Source organism: Candidatus Accumulibacter similis, assembly GCA_013347225.1.
GTDB classification, from domain to species: Bacteria; Pseudomonadota; Gammaproteobacteria; order Burkholderiales; family Rhodocyclaceae; genus Accumulibacter; species Accumulibacter similis.
On sequence record CP054595.1, the window covers coordinates 133,937 to 158,414 of the forward strand.

A 24,478-nucleotide genomic window follows, 5' to 3' on the forward strand; every position below is an offset into this window, starting at 1 on the left:
TCACGCACTCGCTCACAAGCGCGGCAAGAGGCGACGGACAGGCGATGTCGGAGCCGGTGTCAGACCGCCAGCAGCTGACGCTTTTCGACCAGCGCCCCTTCTTCGAGCGAGCGCTGGTGCATGGAGTGCGCAGCGGTGTCATCGATCGGCACCGGCTGGCCAGCATCGTAAACGACGGAGCGAAGGGTCTGGTGCAGATCGCAGACTTCTTCGGCACCAGTTACCTGCGTCCGAACATCGAGGAAGCGAGGACGCGCATCGTCAACCTCGTGAGCCTGTTCCTCGAGGAGAACAGCGGCGGTGACCTCGACCTGGCTGCCCGCTCGCTGCGCGACAACAGCTTTCTTTCGCATTCGCGTGGTGGTTCCGACATGCTGAAGAAGCTGTGGGCAATGCCTGAGGACAGCTCGTACGGCATCCTCGTCAAGCAACCGCAGAAAGAGTTCATCGCCGAGTGGTCACTGCGCAGCCTGCCAGACTATCGTCAGGCCCTGGCCAAACGGCAAGGCCATCAATTGTCGATCACGGTGGCGCTTTGGTTGGCCGAGCGACTCGGCGTGGCCGCCGCTGACCTGTCGACAGTCGCTGCCGAGAGCGTCGTTCGCAGCGCCGTGCTCGTGCATCTGAGCGGCAGAGGGCCGCTGGCAATCCCCACCGCCAGCAGTCTCCTGCAGATGCTCGAAGCGTTCCGGAAGCAGGGGCTTTCCGGCAAGGGGCGCAGGCTACTCGCGAGCCTTCTGCAGGAGTTGCCCGAGAGCTATCTGCCGGTCGTCCAGCACGAATTGCAGAGGATCGAGAGTGAGGATCTGCCGCGAATTGCCGACCACTCGCGACCGCTTGCGCAACTGTTGCAGGAACTGGAACCGCTCTACCATCTGCGCGATTTCGGCCCCGAGGACGCTGGACTGTTCGAGGCGGCAGCCTGCGCGGACTGGCAGCGGATCACCGCCGGGAAGACCGACGACAGTTCGCTGCTGACGGTCTTCGTCTGCATCGCCACCGACATGCCGGCGCAAACCGTCCTCAGCAAGACGACAGCGCGCGCGCTGATCCGCAAGGCGCGCCGCGATGGCTTCAAGCGACTGCCGGTGCTGGGCTTGATTCGTGCGCTGGCGCCATACGCCATGCAGGACGATCTCGAGACGCTGTGGAAGGACTTCTTTCCCGAAGCGCAGACGGCTCTGCTTGACGCCGCCGACACGACGCTCGCCGATGCCCTCGATTTCCTCCGCGAAAACTGCAACCTCGCATGAACCGATGGCAGCTGCGGCCGCGGCCGCCGGCTGGTGAGGATTTCCGGACAGCCGCTCACTGTCGCGGCCAACCTGAAAGTGGTCGCCGTGAGCCGGCGTGAAGTTGGATGTTCTTGGGGTGGATGTTCTTCGAGGGATTGATATCGAGCTGGTGTTTCTTCGCTGCTTGGTTCTTCTTTGGTTTTCTTTCCAGATCGTGTAGTAGCCCGTCCTGTGATGAGGCAGGAGGCGACGCGAGATGGGCAGAGAGAAGCAGGACCCCTGCGTGAATTGCGGTCGGGCCTTCGTAGCGGACAGGCGTAACGCGCGGCACCAGCGTTATTGCGGGGCGGCGGCATGCAGGGCGGCGAGCAAACGGGCCAGCCAAGCCGGATGGCTCGCCAAGAACCCCGACTATCACCGTGGACCGGAAGCGGTGGCGCGGGTCCGTGCCTGGAGGCAGGATCACCCGGGATACAGCCGGGGCACGCGTGCGCCGGCTGCCGAGGCCGCGAGACAGGCCACCTTGCCGTTCGAGCCCGACGCCTCCGCACCGCTGCCAGCAGAGGCCGAACTGCTGGTGAAGACATCTTGTAACGCTGCCGAGGCCGACCCGGCGCCCCCGCCACAAGATTTCTTGAACGCCCAACCGGCTGTTCTGATTGGCTTAATTTCTCATATCTGGGGGAGCACGTTACAAGATGACATCGCCTCGGCACTGACCCGGCTGCTACAACTGGGACAGGACATCCGAGGAGGCACACATGAACAGTCCGACGAAGCGGCCATTGAATCCGCAACGCCAGCGCCAGGTGCCCGCGCACTTCAGCTGGCTCGATCATCGGCTGGTGCGGGAACACTACATCGAGAAGGCTGACGTCTGCGCCTGGGCGCTGTACCTGTTTCTCGTCACCGTCGCCGACGCCTGCGGTCTTTCCTACTACAGCGAGGCCAGCCTCTGCCGTCGGCTGCAGATCGATGCCGGTCGGCTGGCCCGCGCTCGCCGGGACTTGATCGCCCTCGACCTGATCGCCTACGACGCACCGTTGTACCAGGTCCTGAGCGTGCCCGAGTGTGTGCCGGTCAGCACGCGTCTGGCGCGGCTGCGCGCTGTTCTGGAGAGCCGGCCATGATCGACTATGCCACGTGGTGTGCCATTCGCCAGGGGGTGGCCAGTCATCTGACGGCCCCACAGCTCGCCGCCAGCCTGAACCTGGACGTCAAGACCGTCCGCCACTGGATCGACCGCCCGTATGCTCCGCGGGCGCGCGTCCCGCGGACCAGCAAGCTCGACCCCTACAAGGGGCGCATCGTCGGCTGGCTCGATGCGCACCGGCTCACCGCCCAGCAGGTGTTTCAACGCCTGCGGGATGCTGGCTACGAGGGCGGCATCAGCATCGTCAAGGACTACGTCCACAAGATCCGCCCGCCCCGACGCGAGGCCTTCCTGACCCTGGCCTTCGCGCCTGGGGAAGCCGCCCAGGTCGACTGGGGAGAATACGGCACGATCGCCGTCGGCAACACCCGCCGCCGCCTGTCCTTCTTCGTCATGGTGCTGGCCTGGAGCCGGAAGATGTACGTCGAGTTTGCGCTCTCGCAAACGATGGAACACTTTCTGGCGGCACACATCAAGGCCTTTGCTGCCCTGGGGGTGCCGCGCAAGGTCATGGTCGATAATCTGCGCACTGCGGTTCTGCGCCATGTGCGTGGCGAGCCGGTGCAGTTCAATCCCCGCTATCTCGACTTCGCCCGCCATTACGGCTTCGAAATCGTCGCCTGTGCGCCCCGAAAAGGCAATGAGAAGGGACGCGCGGAAAGGAGCGTCGCCTATGTCAAAAGCAATTTCCTGGCCGGCCTGGAACTGCCCGACTTCAGCGTGCTCAATCCGGCCGTCAGGCTGTGGCTGGAGACGGTGGCCAACGTCCGCCAGCATCGCGAAACGCAACGCCGGCCGGAAGACCTCTGGGTCGAGGAACGCGCTCTTCTGCAGCCGGTCAATCCCCGGCTCTTCGATGTCGGCCGCGTCCTGAGCGTTCGTGCCAACCGACAGTTCCGGGTCACGCTCGAGAGCAATCGCTATTCGGTTCCCGCCCGCCTGGCGGGACGACCGGTGACGATGAAGGTCTATCCGGATCGCGTCTGTGTCTATCACGACGGCGAACTGGTCGCCCGCCATGGCCGTTCGTTCGAGCGCCATCAGGACATCGAGGATCCCGATCATGCGAAGGCCTTGATCGCTCAACGTCGTCATGCCCGCGATGCGCTGGTACTGAAGCGCTTTCTCGGTCTGACGCCACTGGCCGGGAAGTATCACGCCGGCTTGCTCGACCGCCGCGGGAATGCGTTGGCGCATGTGCGCAAGATCGTGGCGCTGGCCGAGATCCACGGCGACGATGCGGTCGTGCGGGCGATGACCGATGCCCTGGCCTTCGAGGCGTTCAGCAGCGAATACATCGCCCATCTGATTGACGCACGTCGTCGCCAATTGCCCGAAGCGAGCCCGCTGCTGCTCATCCGCCGGCAGGATCTCCTGGAGCTTGAACTGCCACCGGCAGACTTGTCGGCTTATCCAGACATCCCCACAGGAAGCGATCCGCAAGACGAGGCAGGAGGTCATCATGGCCATGACTGAGGCCATTCTCGCGAAGCATCTGGGTCGTTTGCAGTTGCCGTACTTCGTTCAGCACGCGCCGGACTTGATGGCTCAGGCGGCTCGCGAGTCGTGGTCTCATGGCCGCTTTCTCGAAGACCTGGTGGCCGGCGAGGTCGCTCGCCGCGACGAGGCACTGATTGCCCGCCGCATCAAGGCCGCGCGCTTGCCCGGCATCAAGACGCTCGACGGTTTCGACTGGTCATGGCCGAAGAAGATCAATCGGGCGCAAATCCAGCATCTGTTCCGCCTCGACTTCGTGCCGTCCCATGGCAACGTGATCCTCCTCGGCGCGGTCGGCGTCGGCAAGACCCATCTGGCCATCGCTCTCGCGCATGCTGCCTGCCTGCAGGGCCTGACGACGCTGTTCACCACCGCCGTCGACATTGTCAATGCGCTGGCCGCCGCCCAGGCCACCGGCGGGGTCAAACGCGAGATGGCCAGACTGCTCAAACCCGCCATCCTCTGCGTCGACGAATTGGGCTATCTGCCAATTGACAAGTTTGGCGCCGATGCCCTCTTCCAGGTGATCAGTCAGCGCTATGAGCGCGGTTCGACCATCATCACGTCGAATAAAGCCTACAAACAGTGGCCGGAGATCTTCAACAACGACAGCACCCTCACGGCCGCCTTGCTCGACCGCCTGCTGCATCATGCCGAGACACTGGTCATCGAAGGAACGTCCTACCGGATGCGCGAGCAGCACGACGCCTGACTCAGAACCCGTCCTCGCCCAAACCCTGCACCGACCGCCTCTGCCCACGGGCCGGGCAGCCCTCTCTTTGCGCGCTCTGACCAACCTTCCAGACGACCGCTCCTGCCTCCCTCGCACCAGATTTATGTCGGCTTGTGGACACCGCTTTGACTCCGGCGCCGACAGCTCACGACTCTCCCCTCTCGAGACACTCGCGGTAACGGCCGTAGACGCGGCGCGCAAACCACTCGGTCGTCAGGGGACGCTTGATCTTCGGGCTTTTCAGCGCGATGCGCGGGATCATCTCGCGCAGCCGCCGCTCGCCTGTCGATGCATCGGCGAGCGCGTAGAGCCGCAGGTAGAGCGGCGAGTGCTCGAAGGCGAAGGACTTCTCCAGCCTGAGGTCGCGCAGGATCTCGCCCTCACCGAGGTCCAGGCGCGAGCGTAGCGACAGCGTGGCACGCTGGGTTTCGCTGGCTTCGCCCGCTGGCAGTCCGTCTGCCCGATAGCGAAGCAGATCGCCATCGAGCGACAGTGGCTGTCCGGAAACCCGCGCCAGAGCATCCTGAAATGCGGCATTGCGGCTGCTGTATCGACCCGCGTTGAAATCGGCAAAGCGATGGATCATCTGGCTGTAGCTGACCCGATGGTCAAGCAGCGACGCGATTCCGAAATAGACGCCACCGCGGCGGGTGAACACCTCGCTGCGCACGCTGTCACGGATCGGGTAAGGATACGCTTTCTCGCGAACATGCTCCTCGGCGAAGGTGACGCTGACCTGCATCGGACCACCGGTGCGGACAGGATTGAAGCCGGCCAGCAGCGTCTTGCCGCCAGGCAGTTCCGAGCTCATGTCTTCGTACAGCGCGTTCACCTGCGCCTCGGTGCGCAGGGCGTCGATGCGTGCCCGGTAGTTGCGCCCATCCGGCGACGGCTTCAGCAGCACCAGATCGAGCACTGCTGCCGGAATGCCATACTTCTCTCGCCGTTGTTCCATCTGTTGCCAGACAATCCTTGACAAGCCAGGCACCGGCGGGTCCGACTGGAAGCCCGATTCCTGCCCGATGACCGCGATCGCCGCGCAAAGCCTTTCCGGGGTTGCGGCAATGCGCAGGGCAACGAACGCCATCGTGATGTCACTTGCCCAACCGCTGCGGTCCGTGACGTTGGCCGGCAGCAAACGACTGACGAGAGCGCGCGCCGCGCGCTCAGTGGCGGCAGGAGACAGCGGCGACGAACCGGACGGTGCAGCCACCCCGGCGCTGGCGGCAGCTGGTGCGGGCCGTTGCGCCTCGCGCGGCGGTGCCGCGGCTGCCGCCGTGTGCTGGCCAGTGGGCATCGGCGGCGATGGTCGCGATTCGTAGCCGCCGTCGCTGGCACAACCCGTGACGACCACGACAAGGGCCACCAGGAGCAGGGGCGACAGCGAACCCGGCATGCCCGGCAGGTGCCCCGACGAACCAGTTCCAACGGCCGCAGCGCGTCTGCTCAGCCCGTCATTCACCCACCACCCACCCCTCTCGCCGAGGATCCGCACCGCCGCTGAGACCGCCGCCACCCCTGCCGATCGCCTGCAGTCCGCTGCTCATGCCGATCTCCCTGACTTCGTGGCCCAGCGATCTGAGTGCCTCGACGAAGGCGGGCGGGAAACGCCCTTCCTCGAGCAGAGTCGGCCCGTTGAGCGAGCCGAAGTTGGGCAGATCGATCGCCTCCTGCGGTGTCAGTTGCCAGTTCAGCGTCGCCTGCAGCAATTTTGCCGTGTAGTGGATGATCAGCGCACCGCCAGGCGAACCGCCGCTGAGCACCAGTTCACCCGTCCCTTCGTCGAAAACGAGCGTCGGGCTCATCGACGATCGCGGCCGCTTTCCTGGCTCGACGCGATTGGCGATCGGCAACCCGCGATCGTCCCGTGGCAGGAACGAAAAATCGCTGAGCTGGTTGTTGAGGAGGAAGCCGCGCACCATCTGGCGAGCGCCAAAGGCGTCCTCGATGGTGCTGGTCATTGCCAGCGCGTTGCCAAGGCCATCGACGATACTGAGATGCGAAGTCCCGTACTCGACCTGTTCCGGCATCGAAGACTGTGTCGTCGTCAGCGCTTCCGGGACACCCGGTGCTGCCACCCTCATGCTGCGGTCGGCCTTGATCACTCGCGCACGGGCGGCAAGGTAGTCGGGCGCGATCAGCGAGTACCAACTGCCGGCAGGCGCAGCAACAAAGGCCGGGTCGGCAATGTAGCGCGCGCGATCGGCAAAGGCGAGACGCGAAGCCTCGCTGTAGTGATGCAGCCACTGCGGGTCACCAAGAGGCAGCGACGCAGCGGCAGTGCTGCCGAGGATGCCGAGAATCTGCGCAATCGCGATCGCTCCCGAACCGGGTGGCGGAAAACCGCAGATTCGATACCGGCGCGGCACCGTCTGCTGCGGCGGGACGTAGCCGCTGCAATAGGGCAGTCGCCGCTGTGGTTGATATCCCTCGAGGTCGCCCAGGCTCAGCTTGCCGGGGTTGTCCGGGTGGTCGCGGACCTTGTTCACGATCGCCTGCGCGATCTCTCCCTGGTGCAGGGCGCGCGCTCCCTCGCTGGCGATGCGGCGCATCACTGCGGCGAGTTCAGGATTCCGCAGGATGCTGCCGACCGCAACCGGCTGCCCCGCGCGATCGTAGAAATAGGCTGCCGCCTGGCGGTCCAGGCGCAGGTAGGGATCCGCCTTGAGCAATGCATGCAGCCGCTGACCGACCGGAAAACCGACCTCGGCGAGCCGGATGGCGGGCTCGAAGAGGCTTGCCCAAGGCAGTCGACCGTACTCCGCGTGCGCCATTTCGAGCATTCGCACGGTTCCGGGAACACCGACCGCCCGGCCTCCGATGCCTGCCTGGTGAAAGCTCATCGGCTTGCCATCGGCGCCGAGGAAGATGTCCTCAGTGGCAGCAGCCGGTGCCGTCTCGCGGCCATCGAAGGCGACCGTCCGTCGACCATCGTGGTGCAGCAGGAAGGCGCCGCCACCAATACCGCTCGACTGCGGTTCGACGAGACCAAGGACCATCTGCGCGGCGATCGCGGCATCGATCGCCGAACCGCCGGCTCGCAGCATCGCTGCCCCCGCTTCGCTCGCGAGAGGATTTGCGGTCGCCACCGCGAAACGCTCGCCATACCAGCCCACCTGCCGACTGTGCCCGGCAACGCCTTCCGGTTGATGAATCTCCGCACTGGTGTCTGGTGAACGCGTGCCCGCCCCATTGCTGCAGCCACCAAGGAGTGCAAGCGCTGCGAAAAACAGGTAGGAAAGCCTCATTGCGATACCCTGTTCGTTGATTGGCAGGAACCCCCGGCAGCAGCCCATGCCAGCGACCCAGACGCATGCGTCGGCAGAAGGCTGCGGGCCGCCCTCATCTCCGGGCGGCGTCTCGTCCCACGGCGCCACTGCAGAACCGCGGCTGATCATCGCTTTGTCTCATCGAACGCCAGCCCCGTCAAGCCTTGCCGCGCAGCGACGGCCCTCCTGGCGACACCGGTTTCACACCGACTTGTCAGAACGTGCCGACGCCGCAGGGACGAGAATCGCGCAGGCCACGCTGCAGGCGGCGACTGCAGCGCGTGCCACGGTGCCAGCCAGCCAACGAAGCGCTGTTGACGCCCGAACACCCACTACCGCGAGAACGCGGTATATTCTCACTCCATGAGCAGACCGCTGTCAGAGGCAAGCCAACGCTGCGTCGTTCTCCTTTCGGGAGGGCTGGATTCGGCGACGACGCTGGCGATCGCCCGTGCCAGCGGCTTTGCGTGCCACTGTCTGTCGGTCGACTATGGGCAGCGTCACCGCAGCGAGTTGCGCGCAGCGGCAGCCGTTGCCGAGGCGCTGGCCGCCAGCGAGCATCGCGTACTCCGCCTGCACCTCGAAGACTTCGGCGGTTCCGCGCTGACCGACGAGACCGTGGCACTGCCGGTGAATGGTCTGCGTCCGGGTGTCCCGGCCACCTACGTACCCGCCCGCAATACCGTCATGCTGTCGCTGGCGCTTGCCTGGGCCGAGGTTCTGCGAAGCCAGGATGTCTTCATCGGCGTCAACGCGGTGGACTACTCGGGCTATCCCGACTGCCGGCCGGAGTTCATCGCAGCTTTCGAACGCCTGGCGAACCTGGCGACCAAAGCCACGGTGGAGGGGTCGCCGCTGCGCATTCATGCGCCGCTGATCGATCTCAGCAAGGCACAGATCATCCGCCGCGGCCTCGATCTCGGGCTCGACTACAGCCTGACCGTCTCCTGCTATCAGGCCGATGCGGCCGGACGCGCCTGCGGCGTGTGCGACTCGTGCCGTCTGCGGCGCGCCGGCTTTGCCGCCGCCGGCGTCGTCGATCCGACGCCTTACACCCCCTGACCGATGCCGGAAGCGCGCCGATGAGTGCCGCCGACCCCGCCGCCACCGTCATCTGGCTCGCCTTCGCCATCGGCCTGGTGTTTGGCGCGATCAGCGGCTGGACGCGCTTCTGCACCATGGGGGCCGTTGCCGACATCGCCAACCTGGGTGACTGGGGTCGCATGCGCATGTGGTTGCTGGCAATCGCGCTGGCCGTTCTGGGTACGGCGGCGCTACACTCGACGGGACTCATCGATGTCGACAAGTCGATCTACCGCAGTCGCAGCCTCCCTTGGCTGTCCCATGTCGTCGGTGGCCTCTGTTTCGGCTTCGGCATGGTTCTCGCCTCGGGTTGCGCGGCCCGGACGCTGGTGCGCATCGGCGCCGGCAGTGTGAAAGCCGTGGTGGTGTTCATCGTCCTTGGCCTGGTCGCCTACATGTCGATGCGCGGCGTGCTCGCAGTGTTCCGCGTCGAGGTGCTCGACGGCGTCGCATTGCATCTGCCTGCCGGTCAGGGCCTCCCCGACCTGATCGCGAGCCTCGGGTTGGCGCACGGGCCGACGCTGGCGAGTTGTGCTTCGCTTCTGGGCGGCGGCCTGCTGGCTCTCGTCCTCCTGCCTCGCCCCCGCCTTGCTGCCACGCAAGTCCTGGGCGGCGCCACCGTTGGCGCGCTTGTCGTCGCCGGCTGGTACGTCAGCGGACATCTGGGCTATCTCGCCGAGAACCCGGAGACGCTGCAGGAGGCCTTTCTCGCCACCAACAGCGGCCGCATGGAGTCGCTGACCTTCGTCGCGCCACAGGCTTACACGCTGGACCTGCTGCTTCTATGGTCGGACAGCAGTCGCCGAGTGAGCTTCGCGATTGCCAGCGCGCTCGGCGTCGTCGTTGGCAGCCTCGGCCATTCGCTCCTCAGCGGCAGCTTTCGCTGGGAGGGCTTTCGCGATCTGGAGGACACCACCAACCATCTCGTCGGCGCCGCGCTGATGGGCTTCGGTGGTGTCGTCGCACTGGGATGCACGATCGGGCAAGGGATCAGCGGTGTCTCGACGCTCGCTGCCGGCTCTTTCCTCAGCCTGTTCGCCATCATCGCCGGCGCCCACCTGGCACTCGGCTACCAGTACTGGCGGGCGCAAAGCGGCGGCTGAAGCTGCGACGCCGCAGACCTCAACCACTTGCGGGCAAACGGTCGGCAGCCGGGACCCGCGCAATCAGCACCTTGTCAACGCGGTGGCGATCCATGTCGACCACCTCGAAGCGCAGATCCTCCACCACGAAGTGATCGGCCGGCAGCGGAACCTTGCCGAGAACATACATCACGAATCCACCCAAGGTATTGAAAGCGTTCTCCCCTTCTCCCGACAGTTCCGGATGGACGCCGAGAACCGACTTCAGGCGCTCGATCGACACGCTGCCGTCGGCCAGCCACGAGCCATCCTCGCGCACGACGATATCCAGTTCTTCCGGGGTATCGGACGTCGGCAGGTCGCCGACGATCGACGTCAGCACGTCGGTAAGCGTCACCAGGCCCTGCAATCCGCCGTACTCGTCCACCATCAGGGCGCATTGCTGATGCGCCCGACGGAAGGTCTCCAGCAACTGGATCGTCGTCACGCTCGCCGGAACGTAGAGCGCGGGCCGTACGAACGCTTCGACCGTCAGCGGCTGACCGAGCAGGACTCCCTTGAGCAGGTCGCTGGTCCGCAAGACGCCGACGATCCCGTCGAGACCATCCCGGCAAACGACGATGCGTCGGTACGGGCTGTCCGCCAGACGCTTGCGGATTTCCTCTTCGCTGTCGTTGAGGTCGAGCAGGTAGATGTCCTTGCGATGGGTCATGATGGCGCTGATCCGCTGCTCGTCGAGGCGCAGGACATTGGAAACGATGGCCTGCTCGCTGGCGTGGAAGACGCCGGCGTCGGCACCCTGACCCATGAGGACCTTGATCTCGTCGTCGGTGACCGTCGAGTCCTGCGTCCGGGGCGCGCCAAGCAGGCGCAGAATCAGACTGGAAGAGGACGACAGCAGCCATACCAGCGGCCTTGCCAGGCGCGACACGACGCCCATGGGCCCGGCGACGAACGACGCCACACGTTCCGGGGCCAGCAGGCCGAGACGCTTGGGGACCAGTTCCCCGACGACCACCGAGCAATAGGTGACAGCCACCACCACCAGCGTCAGGGCGACCGCATCGGCGTGCGGCGCGAGCAGGGCAAACGAGCGCAACCACTCGGCCAGCGGCGCTGCCAGCGTGGCCTCGCCAATGGCACCACTGAGGATGCCGACCGTGGTGATTCCGACCTGAACGGTCGACAGAAAGGTCGACGGTTCCTGCTGCAACGACAGCGCCGAGCGGGCCCCCGAGTGCCCGTCCTCGGACAGCTTCTGCAGGCGCGACTGACGCGACGAAACCACCGCGATCTCGGACATCGCCAGGATGCCGTTGAGCACGATCAGGAGCAGCAACAGCGCAATGTCCATCGGCAATTCCGTCAATCGGCCGGCGCCGCCAGCCGCACGGCAGAGCGCGGATGGAGGTCGCTGCGCCGGGAGGGGTGATGTCTCTCGGGATCGGTCAAACGGCTGATCAGACCCTGATTGCCCGCGGTCCGCGGACCAGAGCGAAGACTCCAAGTCAAGATTATAGGACCTTTTCTGGCGGCCACGGCGCACTGGCCGCACCGCCGCCGATCCCGGCCATGGCACGATCAGCGGCAAGCGGTCTGGCGCCCGGCGAACGCCAGCGCATGCGCTGGCGTTCGCCGGAGGGGGTTGACCAAAGCGTCATTAATCAATAGAGTCGAGGCCCTCCAGTAGCAACGAGACAGATCGTAGCGTCTTCGCTGCATCTTTGCCGCCCTGTTCCCGAGCTTTTCCCGAGAACAGAGTTCCGGCCTCAGGGGTTACATTCCCCAAGAATTCGAGGCTTTGCACCCGCCTGCAACCGTCCATCGTCGCGTTGCCGTTCCTGCGCGATGACCAAAGTGAAGGAGAGAGCATGTCCGCAACAATTGCATTGAAAGGCATCACCGCACGTCGCGTCGACCTGAGTCTGAGTCTTCTCCAGCACAGCCTGATGATCGTCGGGCTGATGCTGCTTCTCGGTAGCTTCAAGCACTGGATCGAGGGAAACGCCGCCGACAACGCGCAAGCGGTTGTGAGCAGCGACGCCGCAACCCCGCCAGAAACACCGACCGACGAAACAGGGGCAACCCGACAGCCGATCTTGACCGCGCGCCTGCATCGAGTCCTGGACTCCGTGTCGCGGCGCTACCGCGTGGCACCGGAAGCCCTGGTGCCGGTTTTCGAGGCGGCAGAGCGGGTAGGCCGCGAACGGCGCGTCGACCCGCTGCTGATCATCGCCATCATCGGCATCGAATCGCGCTTCAATCCCTTCGCCGAAAGCCCGGTGGGTGCCAAGGGACTGATGCAGGTGATTCCGGGCTACCACCTGGACAAGGTCCCGGCGGGCGCGGGCGAAACGCCGTTTCTCGATCCGGTCACGAACATCCAGGTCGGCGTCCACGTGCTCGAGGAGGCCATTCGCTGGCGTGGCAGTCTGACCGCAGGTCTGCAGCACTACGGCGGCGCTCCTGATGATCCCGAAACCGGCTACGCCAACAAGGTCATGGCGGAGAAGGAACGGCTCGAGCAGGCGGCACGCCGAGGTCGCGCCTGAGCGAAAGCGTCCCCCGCTCAGCGACCCGCAACACGCGCCGCCAAACCAGTTGCACGCCGCGGCACCTGCCCGCACCGCGCGTCGCCACCGATCCTCGCCATGGCTGCGGCGGATCGGCGCCTTGCCTGAGGTGAGGTCGCAGGGAATTCACCTGCCGTCTGCTTGTCGTCCTGTTGACTCAACGCCGTGCTGGTAGCGCGCTCCGGCACCGGCGATTCGCCTGATGGCCTGCCTGGCTTCAAGTGAGAGAACCAGTTCGGAATGGGCGAACGGCGTCATCAACCGCTCGTCGAAGTACAACCGATCGTCTTCCTCCTCACGCAGGTAATCGGCTTCGATGAGGTTTCCAATGAAGGCCGAAAAGGTCGCCTTCTCGGGAAGCTCGGAGGTATTGAACTCGTAGAGCAGGGACAGCCGCTGCGCCAGCAGATGGCAGTTGTCTTCCAGTTGCCGCCGGGTCATCCGGCCACTGCCGTGTCGCTGCAGCAGTGCGAGGGTGAGGAAGTGACGCTCGAGCAGCGGACGCATCGTCTCGCCGAGAAGATGCAAGTCCGCGAACTCTTCGCTGATCGCTTCCGGCGCAGCGATCTCCGACTCCCCCGCGGAACACAGCAACAGCCGGCGTGCGGCCAGGACGCGAATCGCCGCCTCAGTTGCCGACTCCAGTTCATCGCTCGACCAGCGGAGGAAGAGTTCGGCCCGCATGAGTCCGCAAATGCCAGAGGCCGCCTGCACCACGCGCGCGCGATCGAGCTTGCGGTTCAGGCTCAGCAGACAGGCGATGACCGCCGGTAGTGCGAAGAGATGCAGGACATTGTTGCGGAAATAGGCGAGCAGCGGCGCCTGCCTGTCACGCACGCGGATCAGATCGCCCAGCGGGTCTGCGAAACGTTCGACGACCATCAAGCGCTCGTTGTAGGCGATGATCGCCGCCGCTTCGAGCGCACAGGGGATGCTGCTCGGCGCGTAGGGAATCTCGCCGGCCAGCGCCTCATAGTGCGCGATCATTCGCCGCAGCGCGTGCTCGTCGGCGGTATGCTTGGGCGTCGCCAGAAGCGCCAGCGCCATCAGATTGACCGGGTTGAGGACGGCCGCCTCGTTGATCCGCTTGGCAAGTTCGGCTGCTGCGCTGCGGGTGACGCTGCGCGACCACGGCGGCTCGCTGTTGCCATCCGTGTCTCGCCAGTCCGGTTGATGCTGATCGAGAAAGCCTGCCAGGGCAAGCGGCTGGCCAAAGTTCACGTGCACCTTGCCGAACACCCGCTTGATGGACCGCACGCTGCGCAACACGCCGAAGAGCGACTCCCGCTGTTTCGGTTTGCCGGCCAGTTCGCCGAGATAGGTACTGCCTTCGATGATCTTCTCGTAGCCGATGTACACCGGCACGAAGAGCAGTGGACGCGCATGCTCACGAATGAAGCTTTGCACGGTCATGCCGAGTATCCCTGCCTTCGGTGTCAGCATCCGCCCGCTGCGACTGCGTCCGCCCTCGATGAAGTATTCGATCGGAAAGCCGCGCGCCAGCATCAGATGGAGGTACTCATGGAACACGGCAGCGTACAAGGGTTCACCCTTGAAACTGCGGCGCAGGAAGAACGCTCCCCCACGACGCAACAGGCCGCCAACCAGGGGCAGATCGAGGTTGGCACCGGCAGCGATATGGGGCGGGGTCAGCCCCTGCCGGAGAATGACGTACGACAGCAGCAGGTAATCGACGTGGCTTCGGTGACAGGGAACATAGACGATCTCCTGGCCGGCCGCGATGCGTGTCACGGCATCGAAGTTGTGCAGCTCGATGCCGTCGTAGAGCCTCGTCCATAGCCACGACAGGAAGAGCTCGAAGGCGCGCACGACTCCATACGAGTAGTCGGAGGCGATTTCGAGCGCGAAGCGGCCGGCTCGCGCCCTCGCTTCGGCAACCGGGATACCGTGTGTCAGCGCCTCCTGCGCGATCGCCGCGCGTACCCGTTCGCCGGCAACCACCGCGTTGACCTGCGTGTTGCGGTGCGACAGGTCGGGGCCGATCGCCATCTGCCGCTGGCGGCGGAAATGCACGCGCAGGACGCGCGCCAGCTTGCGCAGCGCCTGTTCCTCGTCGAGTCCGCCCTGCAGGAGGTGACGCAACGATAGCGGCGGGTTGTAACGCACCAGAACACTGCGGCCATGAAAGAGAATGGCCGCCAGTTGTCGCCAGGCGCCCGGCGGGCGCCAGGTTTCCGAAAACAGGGCCTTCAGGACCGAATCCTGTTTGTCGGGACGGCGTCCCCAGAGAATCACCACCGGCACCAACTGGACGTCCATCTGCGGATCAGCGACGGCCTCATGCATCAGGCCGGCCAGCAAGGCCGAATAACTGTCACCATTGCGCGCCCTGCCAGCCAGGCTGCGATCGCGGTTGAGGAAGAAAAACGAGCGCGGCCAGCGCTGCCGGCCGATCAGCAGCGGCGAGTCGGCTCGCGGCAGCCCGGCGCGCCGCGACTCCTCAAGAAGCAGCAGGAGATTGGAGAGATGCCTGTCTTGCAGCACGTAGCACACCGGCTTCGCCGCATCGAGCTGCAGCTCTTGCGGATTCGCCGGGAAGACCGTTGTGCGTACCCAGGCATAGAGGACCCGGCGCGCCAGCGGCAGGAACCAGTGCGAAAGCTTGAAAGCCTTGTCCACGGGCTCGCGACGCCGTTGTCAGTCGCCGCTAGTCCTCCTCGACAACCTTGTGCTGCGCCGCGAGTTGCTGCTGCGTTGCCGGAGGCACCTGCGCGTAGTGTGAAAAGGCGATGCTGTAGGACCCCTGCCCGGCGGTCAGGGACTTGAGGCGCGACTGATAGCCTTCAAGTTCCGCCAGCGGCACCTCGCCGCTGATCGCCATGACACCCACGCCACGTGGTTGTGTGCCGGTCAGGTGGCCACGCTTGCTGGACAGGTCACCCGTGACATCGCCGGTCATCGAATCCGGCGCCAGGATCTCGATATCGACGACCGGCTCGAGAATGATCGGCTTGGCGGCACGGATCGCCTCGACCGTTGCCTTGCGGCCAGCGGTAAAGAAGGCGATGTCCTTGCCGTCGACCGGGTGCGACTTGCCGTCATGGACAATGACCCGCAGGTCCTCGACCGGAAAGCCGGCAACGACGCCGTCGGCGAGCGCCTGACGCACGCCCTTCTCGACCGCCGCCATGAATACGCCGGGGATCACACCACCCTTGACGATATCGACGAACTCGAAACCAGCGCCGCGCTCGAGCGGCTCGACACGCAGCATCACTTCACCGAACTGGCCGGCGCCACCGCTCTGCTTCTTGTGCCGGCAGTGGCCCTCGGCGCTGGCCGTGATGGCTTCGCGGTAGGCGATCTGTGGCGGCTTGGTGTCGAGTTCCAGCTTGTACTGCTGCGCCAGCCGGCTGAGCTTGGCGCGCAGGTGCATTTCGCCGATTCCGCGGATGACGGTCTCGTTGGTTGTTGGATGACGTTCGACCTTGAAACAGGGGTCTTCGACCTCAAGCTTGTGCAAAATCTCGAACAGACGCTGTTCGTCTGCCTTGCGCCGCGCATGCACCGCCAGGCCCTGCATCGGCTGCGGGAACTCGAGCGGCACCAGATGGATGTGATCCTCGTCATGTGAATCGTGCAGGACGCAATCGAACTCGATCTCATCGACCTTCGCAATGGCACCGAGATCGCCGGGAACCAGGCTGTCCACCTCGACGTACTCCTTGCCCTGCAGGCGATAGATGTGGCCGACCTTGAACGGGCGCTTGCCGTCGCCGACGAAGAGTTGCGAGTCCTTGCGGACCGTTCCCTGATGGACGCGAAAGACACCCACCTTGCCGATGAACGGATCGCTGACCACCTTGAAGACGTGCGCCAGGACGTGTTTCTGCGGGTCCGGCTCTGCCTGAAAGGCCTCGCTGGGACCGCCCGGTTCGCCACGGTAAAACGGCGGCGGGTTGCCTTCGCTCGGGCTGGGGGCAAGCCGGGCGAGGACGTCGAGCAGTTGCGGGATGCCGGCGCCGGTCCGCGCCGAGACGAAGAGGATCGGCACCAGATGGCCGGCACGCAGCGCCCGCTCGAAAGGCACATGCAGTTCTTCCAAGGACGGATCAACACCTTCCTCGAGGTAGCGCGCCAGCAGATCCTCGTCCTCCTCGACGATCTGGTCGATCAGCGCGCGGTGTGCCGCCGCCACCGACTCGAAATCGCTCTCGCCATCATCATGGCCGAGAACCTCGACGACCTCGCTGCCGTGCTTGGCTGGCAGGTCTAGCAGCATGCATTCGCGCCCGAAGCGCTCGCGGATGCTGGCGACCAGAGCCGGCAGATTGACATTCTCGGCGTCGATCTTGTTGATGACGATCATCCGGCAAACGCCACGCGCGGCGGCCATGCGCATCATCCGCTCGCTGCTGAGTTCGATGCCATTCTGTGCATTGATGACCACCAGTGCCGTGTCCACCGCGGCCAGGGCACCGATCGCCTGCCCGGCGAAGTCCGGGAAACCCGGCGTGTCGACCAGGTGCACCTGCACCCCCTGCCAGGAGAAACTGGCCAGGGCCGCATGCAGGGAGTGCCCGAGTTCCTTCTCCTGCGGATCGAAATCGCAGACGGTGCTGCCCTTCTCGACACTGCCGCGGCTGCTGATGGCGCCGGCGGCTGCGAGCAGGCTTTCGGCAAGCGAGGTCTTGCCGGCAGCACCATGGCCGACGAGAGCGACGGTGCGAAGGTTACTGGTGGCGGTCTGGCCCATTCATCATCTCCCATTGATAGTCGAACGCGTCTCGCAACTCCGAGAAGAACCCCATGGCATCACGGTTGCGGGTTTGTCGGACATTCTACCGCGGCGACGTCTGCAACGCGCGCCCGTCTGTTGGTCGCGCGCGGGGCCTGCATCGGTGAGGTACGTTTCGCCGGACGAACGCCGGCGAGGGGCAAGTTCCCGCCCATCCGGCGAGTTTCCGGGTCCCGCCCGGGCAACGGTTGGCAGCGCGCCTCATGACAGAGGAGAATCTGTCGTGTTTTTGCCGCATTGGACGTGCTGCAGGCCCTTTCGCCACTCGATCTCACGGCATCCGGTTGTTGCAAAGGCCCCGCCTCAGCTACATTTGCAGGCCGAAGCAACGGTAGACAGACAGAGCGTCAGGAGGCACGATGGAAAACGATCAGCGGCAGGCGGATCTGCGCGAGGCGGCCCTCGAGTATCACCGTTACCCGACCCCGGGCAAGATCGCAGTGCAGCCGACCAAAGGGCTGGGCAATCAGATCGATCTCGCGCTCGCCTATTCTCCCGGTGTCGCCCACGCATGCCACGCGATCGCCGAGGATGCCGGTGCGTCGAGCCTGTACACCTCGCGCGCCAATCTCGTCGGCGTCATCACCAACGGTACCGCTGTACTCGGACTCGGCAACATTGGCCCACTGGCGGCCAAGCCCGTGATGGAGGGCAAGGGCTGCCTGTTCAAGAAGTTTGCCGGCATCGATGTCTTCGACATCGAACTTGCGGAAAGTGACCCCGACCGCCTGATCGACATGATCGCCGCCATGGAGCCGACCCTCGGCGGCATCAACCTGGAAGACATCAAGGCACCTGAGTGCTTCTACATCGAGGCCAGACTCAAGGAGCGCATGTCGATCCCGGTCTTCCACGACGACCAGCACGGCACCGCGATCATCTCGGCGGCAGCGATTCTCAACGCACTCAAGATCACCGGCAAGCAGGCAGCGGCCGTGAAGGTGGTCTGTTCGGGTGCCGGTGCGGCGGCGATCTCGTGCCTCAACCTGTGGTGTGAGCTTGGCGTGCTGCGCGAGAACATCCTCGTCTGCGACTCGAAGGGGGTGATCTACGTCGGGCGTGAGGCGGACATGGAACCGACCAAAGCACGCTATGCCCGCGACACCGCGGCGCGTACCCTCGCCGAAGCGATCGACGGTGCCGACGTGTTCCTCGGGCTCTCGGCGGCCGGACTGCTGCAGCCGGAGATGCTGGCGCGCATGGCGGCGCAGCCGATCGTCTTCGCACTGGCCAACCCGACCCCGGAGATCATGCCTGAACTGGCGCGGGAGGTGCGCCCGGACGTGATCATCGCCACCGGTCGTTCCGACTACCCCAACCAGGTGAACAATGTCCTGTGTTTCCCCTTCATCTTTCGCGGCGCACTTGACGTCGGCGCACGCGGCATCAACGAGCAGATGAAGATGGCCTGCGTCAGGGCGCTGGCCGAAATGGCGCAACAGGAAGTCAGTGATGAAGTGGCGATGGCCTATCCCGGCGAGCAGCTCACCTTCGGCCCCGACTATCTGATTCCCAAGCCCTTCGATCCCCGGCTGATCACCACCATCGCACCGGCGGTGGCACAGGCGGCAATGAGCGCCGGCATCGCCAGCCGGCCAATAGCCGACTTCACCGCCTATCGCGAAAAGCTCCGCGAGTTCGTCTACCAGACCGGTGTCGGCATGCGCGCCATCTTCTCCGCGGCCAGACGCGGACGCAAGACCCGCATCGTCTATCCCGATGGTGAGGACGAGCGCATGCTGCGTGCTGCGCAGACAATTCTCAACGAGGGTCTGACGAGGCCGATCCTGATCGGCCGCCCGGACGTGATCGCCGCGCGTCTGCAGCGCATCGGATCCAGGCTGCGCGTCGGCTCGCAACTGGAGGTGGTCGATCCCAACAGCGACACCCGCTACCGTGACTGCTGGACGGCCTACCATGAGCTGCGCAAGCGACACGGGGTAACGATCGACATCGCGAAATCGCGCCTGCGCAATGACAATACGATCATCGGCGCCATGCTGGTGCGCCTGGGGCACGCTGACGGAATGATTTGCGGACTTGCCGGGCGTTTTGCGCACCATCTGCGGCAGGTCGACGAGATCATCGGCAAGGCGCCGGGGTGTACGACCATGGCGGCGATGACGCACGTACTGCTGCCCGGCCGCGCGCTCTTCCTCTGCGACACGCATGTCAATGAGGACCCCGACGCGCAACAGCTGGCCGAGATCACGCTGATGGCGGTCGATGCCGTGCGCCGTTTCAAGATCCGGCCGAAAGTGGCCCTGCTGTCGCATTCGAACTTCGGCTCGTCGCAAACTGCCGCCGCTCGCAAGGTCGCCGAAGCCCTGACGCTCATTCGTGCCCGCGCGCCCGAACTGGAGATCGACGGCGAGATGCACGGCGAGAGTGCGCTCAGCGAAGCGATTCGCAGGCAGTCAGACCCCCAGTCGCCACTGACTGGCGAAGCGAACGTTCTGGTCATGCCCAACCTCGACGCGGCCAACATCTCCTACAATCTGCTCAAGATGACCGGTGGCGATGGTATGTCCGTCGGCCCGATCCTGCTCGGCGCCGCACGCCCGGTGCATGTGCTGGCACCCACCTCGAGCGTGCGTCGGGTGGTCGACATGACGGCACTCGTGGTGGTGGACGCAGCGAACAAGTAACGCGACCGGCCCACTCCCCGCTCGTCACCCGCCTGTCGCCGAAAGTCCTCACCCACCGACTGGCAATCCAGCCCGGTGCCAGCCGGGCCGGCGCATGGTGGTGCCCGACCGCACGTCGGCCGCGCTCCTTTACAAATGCCTTCAGCCAATGCATCATCGGGCGAGGTCTCGCTGGAGTCGGGATGTGATGGTCGACAACGCGTTGCAGGGTCCGATCGCAAACAACAATGGCAGCCAATCCGCAACACTCACCACTTAGCGGCTTCGCCCGTGCGCTGGTCCAAGCCGGCCGACTCAAGGAATCCGAGGCCGAAGCCTTGCTTGCCCAGGCAGGATCGAGGAAGACAACCCTGATCGAGGAGGTTGTTGCGGCGAGAAAGGCGAGCTTCATCGAACTGGCGCGCTTTGCTGCCGACAAGTTCGGCTATCCGCTGCTCGACCTGGCTGCCTTTGACGACGCACACATCCAGAAGAACGCGATCGACCGCAAGCTGATCGCAACCCATCGCGTCGTCCCCCTGCACAAGCGGGGCAATCGCCTCGCCGTGGCGATTGCGGATCCGACCAATCTGCGCGCGCTCGACGAGATCCGCTTTCAGACCGGACTGGCAGTGGATCCCATCATCGTCGAGGAGAACAAGCTCACACCCCTCGTCACCCGGCTTTCCGAGTCAACCGAGGAAACGCTGCGCAGCCTGGCGAGCGAGGACATCAACCTCGAGTTCACGGACGAGCAGGCCACCGAAAAGGCAGAGGACGTCGCGGCGCTCGAGGTCGACGACGCGCCCGTGGTTCGCTTCATCCAGAAGATGCTGCTCGACGCGATCGGCGAAGGAGCTTCGGACATCCATTTCGAGCCCTATGAGAAGAGCTACCGCATCCGCTTCCGGACTGACGGGGTGCTGCGCGAGGTCGCGGCCCCACCATTGGTCATCAAGGAGAAGATCGCCTCGCGGATCAAGGTGATTTCGCGTCTCAACATCGCCGAGAAGCGGGTTCCCCAGGACGGCCGCATGCGCCTCGTCCTGTCGAAGAGCCGGGCGATCGATTTTCGCGTCAGCACCCTGCCGACGATGTATGGCGAGAAGATCGTCCTCAGGATTCTCGACCCGGCCACGGCAACGCTGGGAATCGATGCTCTCGGCTATGAGGAAGACCAGAAAGCCATACTGCTCGAGGCCATCCATCGTCCCTACGGCATGATCCTGGTGACTGGCCCCACCGGTTCGGGCAAGACGGTTTCGTTGTACACCTGCCTCAACATCCTCAATCGACCCGGTGTCAATATTGCGACCGCTGAGGATCCTGCCGAGATACCGCTGCCCGGGATCAACCAGGTCAATGTCGACGAGAAGGCGGGGCTCAGCTTCCCGATTGCCCTCAGGGCCTTCCTTCGCCAGGATCCGGACATCATCATGGTCGGTGAAATCCGCGACATCGAGACTGCCGAGATCGCCATCAAGGCAGCGCAGACCGGTCATATGGTGCTATCGACCCTGCACACCAACGACGCCCCGGCGACTCTGACGCGCCTGATGAACATGGGAATCCCGACCTTCAATCTGGCGTCGAGCATTCTGTTGATCACCGCCCAGCGACTCGTCCGGCGCCTCTGCACCTGCAGGCGGGAGCTTGCGACGCCGGTCGAGACACTGCTCAACGCGGGCTTCGAGGAAGACGATCTGGACGGAACCTGGACCCTCTACGGTCCGGGCGAGTGTGACCGCTGCAAGGGAACCGGTTACAAGGGACGAGTCGGCCTCTATGAGGTGATGCCGGTCACCGATGCGATGCAGCGCATCATCATGGCGAACGGCACCGAGCGCGACATTGCGCTGCAGGCGCGCGAAGAGGGGGTGATCGATCTCCGCCGTGCCGGCCTGCTGAAGGTGAAGCAAGGGCTGACCTCTCTCGACGAGGTTCTCGGCAGCACCAACGCTTGAAGACGAGGGAAGAATGGCGACTGCAGCAAAACCTGCGAAGAAGATCCCACCGGAAGTCAAGGAGTTCGTTTTCCTCTGGGAGGGGAAGAACAAGGCCGGCAAGGTCGTACGCGGCGAGCAGCGTGCTTCCAGCCAGACCGTCGTGCAGGCCACCCTGCGACGGCAGGGCATTCTCGTCAGCAAGATCACGCGGCAGCGTTTCCGGGGCGGGCGCACGATCACCGAAAAGGACATCACGCTGTTCACCCGCCAACTGGCGACGATGATGAAGGCCGGCGTGCCCCTGTTGCAGACCTTTGAGATCGTCGGCCGTGGCCACGACAACCCGGCGGTCGGCAAACTGCTCCTCGACATCAAGGCCGACGTCGAAACCGGCAGTTCGCTTTCGCAGGCCTTTCGCAAGTATCCGGTGCAATTCGACGCCTTGTACTGCAATCTGGTGGCCGCTGGTGAGCAGGCTGGCATCCTGGAGACGCTCCTTGATCGCCTGGCCACCTACAAGGAGAAGATGATCGCCATCAAATCGAAGATCAAGGCTGCCATGTTCTACCCGGTGGCGATCATCGTCGTTGCCTTCATCATCACGGCGGTGATCATGATCTTCGTCATCCCGGCTTTCAAGGAGGTGTTCAAGAGCTTCGGTGCCGATCTGCCGACACCGACACTGATCGTCATCGGCATGTCGGATTTCGTCGTCGAATACTGGTGGCTGCTGTTTGGCGGCATCGGCCTGTCGATCTACGCCTTCTTCTACACCTGGAAGCGGTCGGAGACGATGCAGATCGCCTTCGACCGTCTTTTCCTCCGGCTGCCGGTATTCGGCGATGTCATCCGCAAGTCGGTCATCGCCCGCTGGACCCGGACGCTGGCAACCATGTTCGCGGCCGGCGTGCCTCTGGTCGAGTCGCTCGAATCCGTCGGCGGCGCCGCCGGAAACTACGTGTACAAGGCCGCCACGCGCCAGATCCAGAACGAAGTGAGCACCGGCACCAATCTCACGACGGCGATGCAGAATACACAGTTGTTCCCGAACATGGTCAATCAGATGGTGGCAATCGGCGAGGAGTCCGGTGCTCTTGACTCGATGCTCGGCAAGGTGGCCGACTTCTTCGAGCAGGAGGTCGACGATGCGGTCGAGGCACTCGCAAGCCTGATGGAACCGATGATCATGGTCGTATTGGGGGTCCTGATCGGCGGCATGGTGATCGCCATGTACCTGCCGATCTTCAAGCTGGGTGCCGTGGTCGGGTAATGCCGGGCATCCTCGCCGGCGAGGTCGACCCTCTGCTTTTCACCTTCCTCAGCGGCCTGATCGGACTGCTCGTCGGCAGCTTTCTCAACGTCGTCATCCACCGCCTGCCGCGGATGATCGAGCGCGACTGGCGCGCCCACTGTGCCGAGCTGCGCGGTGAAGAGCCAACATCGGCGGCGGAGCCGTTCTCACTGCTCAGGCCGCGCTCTCGCTGTCCGGTCTGTGCGCACCAGATCAGCGCCGCCGAGAACATCCCGGTTGTCAGCTGGCTTCTGCTGCGCGGCCGATGCTCCGCCTGCAGTGCCCGGATTTCGCTGCGCTACCCGCTGGTCGAGATCGTCAGCGCTCTACTCTGCGCCTTCGCCGCGCATCATTTCGGACCCGGATGGAACGCCCTCGGCGCCATGCTGATGAGCTGGTGTCTGATCGCGTTGACCTGCATCGACTTCGACACGCAGTTGCTGCCGGACTCGATCACCCTGCCCATGCTCTGGGCTGGACTGCTGTTCAACCTTTCGGCGACGTTCACCGATCTCCAGTCGGCCGTCGTCGGCGCGGCTGCCGGCTACATCTTCCTGTGGCTCATCTACTGGGCGTTCAAGCTCGTCACCGGCAAGGAGGGAATGGGTTACGGCGATTTCAAGCTGCTCGCGGCCCTCGGCGCCTGGCTCGGCTGGCAACTCCTGCCGCTGACCGTCCTGCTCTCTTCCTTCCTCGGCGCCGTGGTCGGCATCGCCCTGATCGTCCTCGCCAGGCGCGGGCGCAGCGTGCCGATCCCTTTCGGGCCCTATCTGGCAATCGCCGGGCTCCTCGCTCTCTACTGGGGCAAGCCGCTGACGCGCGCCTACGTCGGGCTACTCTGACCCGTCGCCGGTGCTGGGCCGAACGCCGTGGTGGCAGCGAACGGAGCCGTCGCAGAACCTGCTGCGTCGGGCATGAGCGCCGCCACCCGTCGACCGATCGATCGGCCGGGCGATGATCGCTCGCAGGGCAACTGCGCGCTGATCGCGGCAAGCGCTGCAAGGGGCAGGACGGCGCTGCGCGAGGAATCGTGTCGGGACCGGACTGGCAGCACGGATCTTGACCGACGGTCGCGATTTCGACGAAAGTGCGGCTTCACCGATCCTCGATGACAAGGCGACACCCTCGTGACACGGCTGCCCCGCCCCGCCGCAAGCATGCCGCGCGAACGCCGCGGTGTATCATCGGTGGCTGGACAACGACGCCAGGATCGGTCCGCCAGCCTGCGGC

16 protein-coding genes are annotated in these 24,478 nt (G+C 64.7%); 11 read left to right on the forward strand and 5 right to left on the reverse strand.

The genetic code is table 11. The features are described 5' to 3' along the window. Nucleotides 1-44: 44 nt before the first annotated feature. The 4 genes from HT579_00645 (at nt 45) to HT579_00660 (ending at nt 4,597) form a co-directional block, all read left to right on the forward strand. Nucleotides 45-1,253, forward strand: coding sequence for a hypothetical protein (locus HT579_00645; GenBank protein QKS27601.1), 1,209 nt, complete (start codon nt 45-47; stop codon nt 1,251-1,253). Nucleotides 1,254-1,996: 743 nt separating this feature from the next. Beyond that, on the forward strand, nt 1,997-2,365 hold the full coding sequence (locus HT579_00650; GenBank protein QKS27602.1) for a hypothetical protein: 369 nt from the start codon (nt 1,997-1,999) through the stop codon (nt 2,363-2,365). After that, a complete protein-coding gene (locus HT579_00655) occupies nt 2,362-3,864 on the forward strand; it encodes an IS21 family transposase (GenBank protein ID QKS27603.1) in 1,503 nt (500 codons plus the stop codon). Before HT579_00650 ends, HT579_00655 begins: the two co-directional genes overlap by 4 nt. Further along, a complete protein-coding gene (locus tag HT579_00660) occupies nt 3,851-4,597 on the forward strand; it encodes an ATP-binding protein (GenBank protein QKS27604.1) in 747 nt (248 codons plus the stop codon). The genes HT579_00655 and HT579_00660 overlap by 14 nt, the downstream gene beginning before the upstream one ends. 166 nt (nt 4,598-4,763) lie before the next feature. On the opposite strand, the gene HT579_00665 is transcribed toward HT579_00660, so the two are convergent. Both HT579_00665 and HT579_00670 read right to left on the reverse strand, forming a co-directional pair. Continuing rightward, nucleotides 4,764-6,014 (reverse strand): DUF1615 domain-containing protein, encoded by a 1,251-nt coding sequence (locus tag HT579_00665; GenBank protein ID QKS27605.1) that lies wholly within the window; start codon nt 6,012-6,014, stop codon nt 4,764-4,766. Nucleotides 6,015-6,072: 58 nt separating this feature from the next. Continuing rightward, nucleotides 6,073-7,866: a gamma-glutamyltransferase family protein gene (locus HT579_00670; protein ID QKS27606.1), complete on the reverse strand. Its 1,794-nt coding sequence runs from the start codon at nt 7,864-7,866 to the stop codon at nt 6,073-6,075. Between the two features lie 384 nt (nt 7,867-8,250). Here HT579_00670 and queC point away from each other — a divergent pair, with 384 nt between their 5' ends. Together queC and HT579_00680 are read left to right on the forward strand one after the other, a co-directional pair. Then, entirely contained in the window at nt 8,251-8,949 is a 699-nt protein-coding gene (gene queC, locus HT579_00675) for a 7-cyano-7-deazaguanine synthase QueC (GenBank protein QKS27607.1), read from the forward strand. A 20-nt stretch (nt 8,950-8,969) separates the two neighbouring features. Continuing rightward, nucleotides 8,970-10,073 carry a YeeE/YedE family protein gene (locus tag HT579_00680; GenBank protein QKS27608.1) on the forward strand — a complete coding sequence of 368 codons (1,104 nt, stop codon included), beginning with the start codon at nt 8,970-8,972 and terminating at the stop codon, nt 10,071-10,073. A 19-nt stretch (nt 10,074-10,092) separates the two neighbouring features. Here the strand turns inward: HT579_00680 and HT579_00685 are convergent, their stop codons facing one another. After that, a complete protein-coding gene (locus tag HT579_00685) occupies nt 10,093-11,406 on the reverse strand; it encodes an HlyC/CorC family transporter (protein QKS27609.1) in 1,314 nt (437 codons plus the stop codon). A 517-nt stretch (nt 11,407-11,923) separates the two neighbouring features. On the opposite strand from HT579_00685, the gene HT579_00690 reads away from it, so the two are divergent. Beyond that, complete coding sequence (locus HT579_00690; protein QKS31419.1) at nt 11,924-12,604, forward strand: transglycosylase SLT domain-containing protein; 681 nt, start codon at nt 11,924-11,926, stop codon at nt 12,602-12,604. Nucleotides 12,605-12,751: 147 nt separating this feature from the next. Here the strand turns inward: HT579_00690 and plsB are convergent, their stop codons facing one another. Beyond that, nucleotides 12,752-15,265, reverse strand: coding sequence for a glycerol-3-phosphate 1-O-acyltransferase PlsB (gene plsB / locus HT579_00695; protein QKS27610.1), 2,514 nt, complete (start codon nt 15,263-15,265; stop codon nt 12,752-12,754). A 28-nt stretch (nt 15,266-15,293) separates the two neighbouring features. Further along, nucleotides 15,294-17,342: an elongation factor G gene (locus HT579_00700; protein QKS27611.1), complete on the reverse strand. Its 2,049-nt coding sequence runs from the start codon at nt 17,340-17,342 to the stop codon at nt 15,294-15,296. A gap of 401 nt (nt 17,343-17,743) precedes the next feature. Between HT579_00700 and HT579_00705 the strand changes: the two genes are divergently transcribed. The 4 genes from HT579_00705 to HT579_00720 all read left to right on the forward strand — a co-directional run bounded on the left by HT579_00705 (nt 17,744) and on the right by HT579_00720 (nt 24,090). Beyond that, nucleotides 17,744-20,032 (forward strand): NADP-dependent malic enzyme, encoded by a 2,289-nt coding sequence (locus HT579_00705; protein QKS27612.1) that lies wholly within the window; start codon nt 17,744-17,746, stop codon nt 20,030-20,032. Nucleotides 20,033-20,259: 227 nt separating this feature from the next. Continuing rightward, complete coding sequence (gene pilB, locus HT579_00710) at nt 20,260-21,975, forward strand: type IV-A pilus assembly ATPase PilB (GenBank protein ID QKS27613.1); 1,716 nt, start codon at nt 20,260-20,262, stop codon at nt 21,973-21,975. A 13-nt stretch (nt 21,976-21,988) separates the two neighbouring features. Then, a complete protein-coding gene (locus HT579_00715) occupies nt 21,989-23,227 on the forward strand; it encodes a type II secretion system F family protein (GenBank protein QKS27614.1) in 1,239 nt (412 codons plus the stop codon). Next, nucleotides 23,227-24,090 (forward strand): prepilin peptidase, encoded by an 864-nt coding sequence (locus tag HT579_00720; GenBank protein QKS27615.1) that lies wholly within the window; start codon nt 23,227-23,229, stop codon nt 24,088-24,090. The genes HT579_00715 and HT579_00720 overlap by 1 nt, the downstream gene beginning before the upstream one ends. Nucleotides 24,091-24,478: the final 388 nt, after the last annotated feature.

Coding starts and splice junctions, on each gene's coding strand:
- HT579_00705 (QKS27612.1), top strand. CDS start 17,744: ATGGAAAACGATCAGCGGCAGGCGGATCTGCGCGAGGCGGCCCTCGAG.
- HT579_00650 (QKS27602.1), top strand. CDS start 1,997: ATGAACAGTCCGACGAAGCGGCCATTGAATCCGCAACGCCAGCGCCAG.
- queC (QKS27607.1), top strand. CDS start 8,251: ATGAGCAGACCGCTGTCAGAGGCAAGCCAACGCTGCGTCGTTCTCCTT.
- HT579_00645 (QKS27601.1), top strand. CDS start 45: ATGTCGGAGCCGGTGTCAGACCGCCAGCAGCTGACGCTTTTCGACCAG.
- HT579_00660 (QKS27604.1), top strand. CDS start 3,851: ATGGCCATGACTGAGGCCATTCTCGCGAAGCATCTGGGTCGTTTGCAG.
- HT579_00720 (QKS27615.1), top strand. CDS start 23,227: ATGCCGGGCATCCTCGCCGGCGAGGTCGACCCTCTGCTTTTCACCTTC.
- pilB (QKS27613.1), top strand. CDS start 20,260: ATGGCAGCCAATCCGCAACACTCACCACTTAGCGGCTTCGCCCGTGCG.
- HT579_00670 (QKS27606.1), bottom strand. CDS start 7,866: ATGAGGCTTTCCTACCTGTTTTTCGCAGCGCTTGCACTCCTTGGTGGC.
- HT579_00680 (QKS27608.1), top strand. CDS start 8,970: ATGAGTGCCGCCGACCCCGCCGCCACCGTCATCTGGCTCGCCTTCGCC.
- HT579_00700 (QKS27611.1), bottom strand. CDS start 17,342: ATGGGCCAGACCGCCACCAGTAACCTTCGCACCGTCGCTCTCGTCGGC.
- HT579_00690 (QKS31419.1), top strand. CDS start 11,924: ATGTCCGCAACAATTGCATTGAAAGGCATCACCGCACGTCGCGTCGAC.
- HT579_00665 (QKS27605.1), bottom strand. CDS start 6,014: ATGCCGGGTTCGCTGTCGCCCCTGCTCCTGGTGGCCCTTGTCGTGGTC.
- HT579_00715 (QKS27614.1), top strand. CDS start 21,989: ATGGCGACTGCAGCAAAACCTGCGAAGAAGATCCCACCGGAAGTCAAG.
- HT579_00685 (QKS27609.1), bottom strand. CDS start 11,406: ATGGACATTGCGCTGTTGCTGCTCCTGATCGTGCTCAACGGCATCCTG.
- HT579_00655 (QKS27603.1), top strand. CDS start 2,362: ATGATCGACTATGCCACGTGGTGTGCCATTCGCCAGGGGGTGGCCAGT.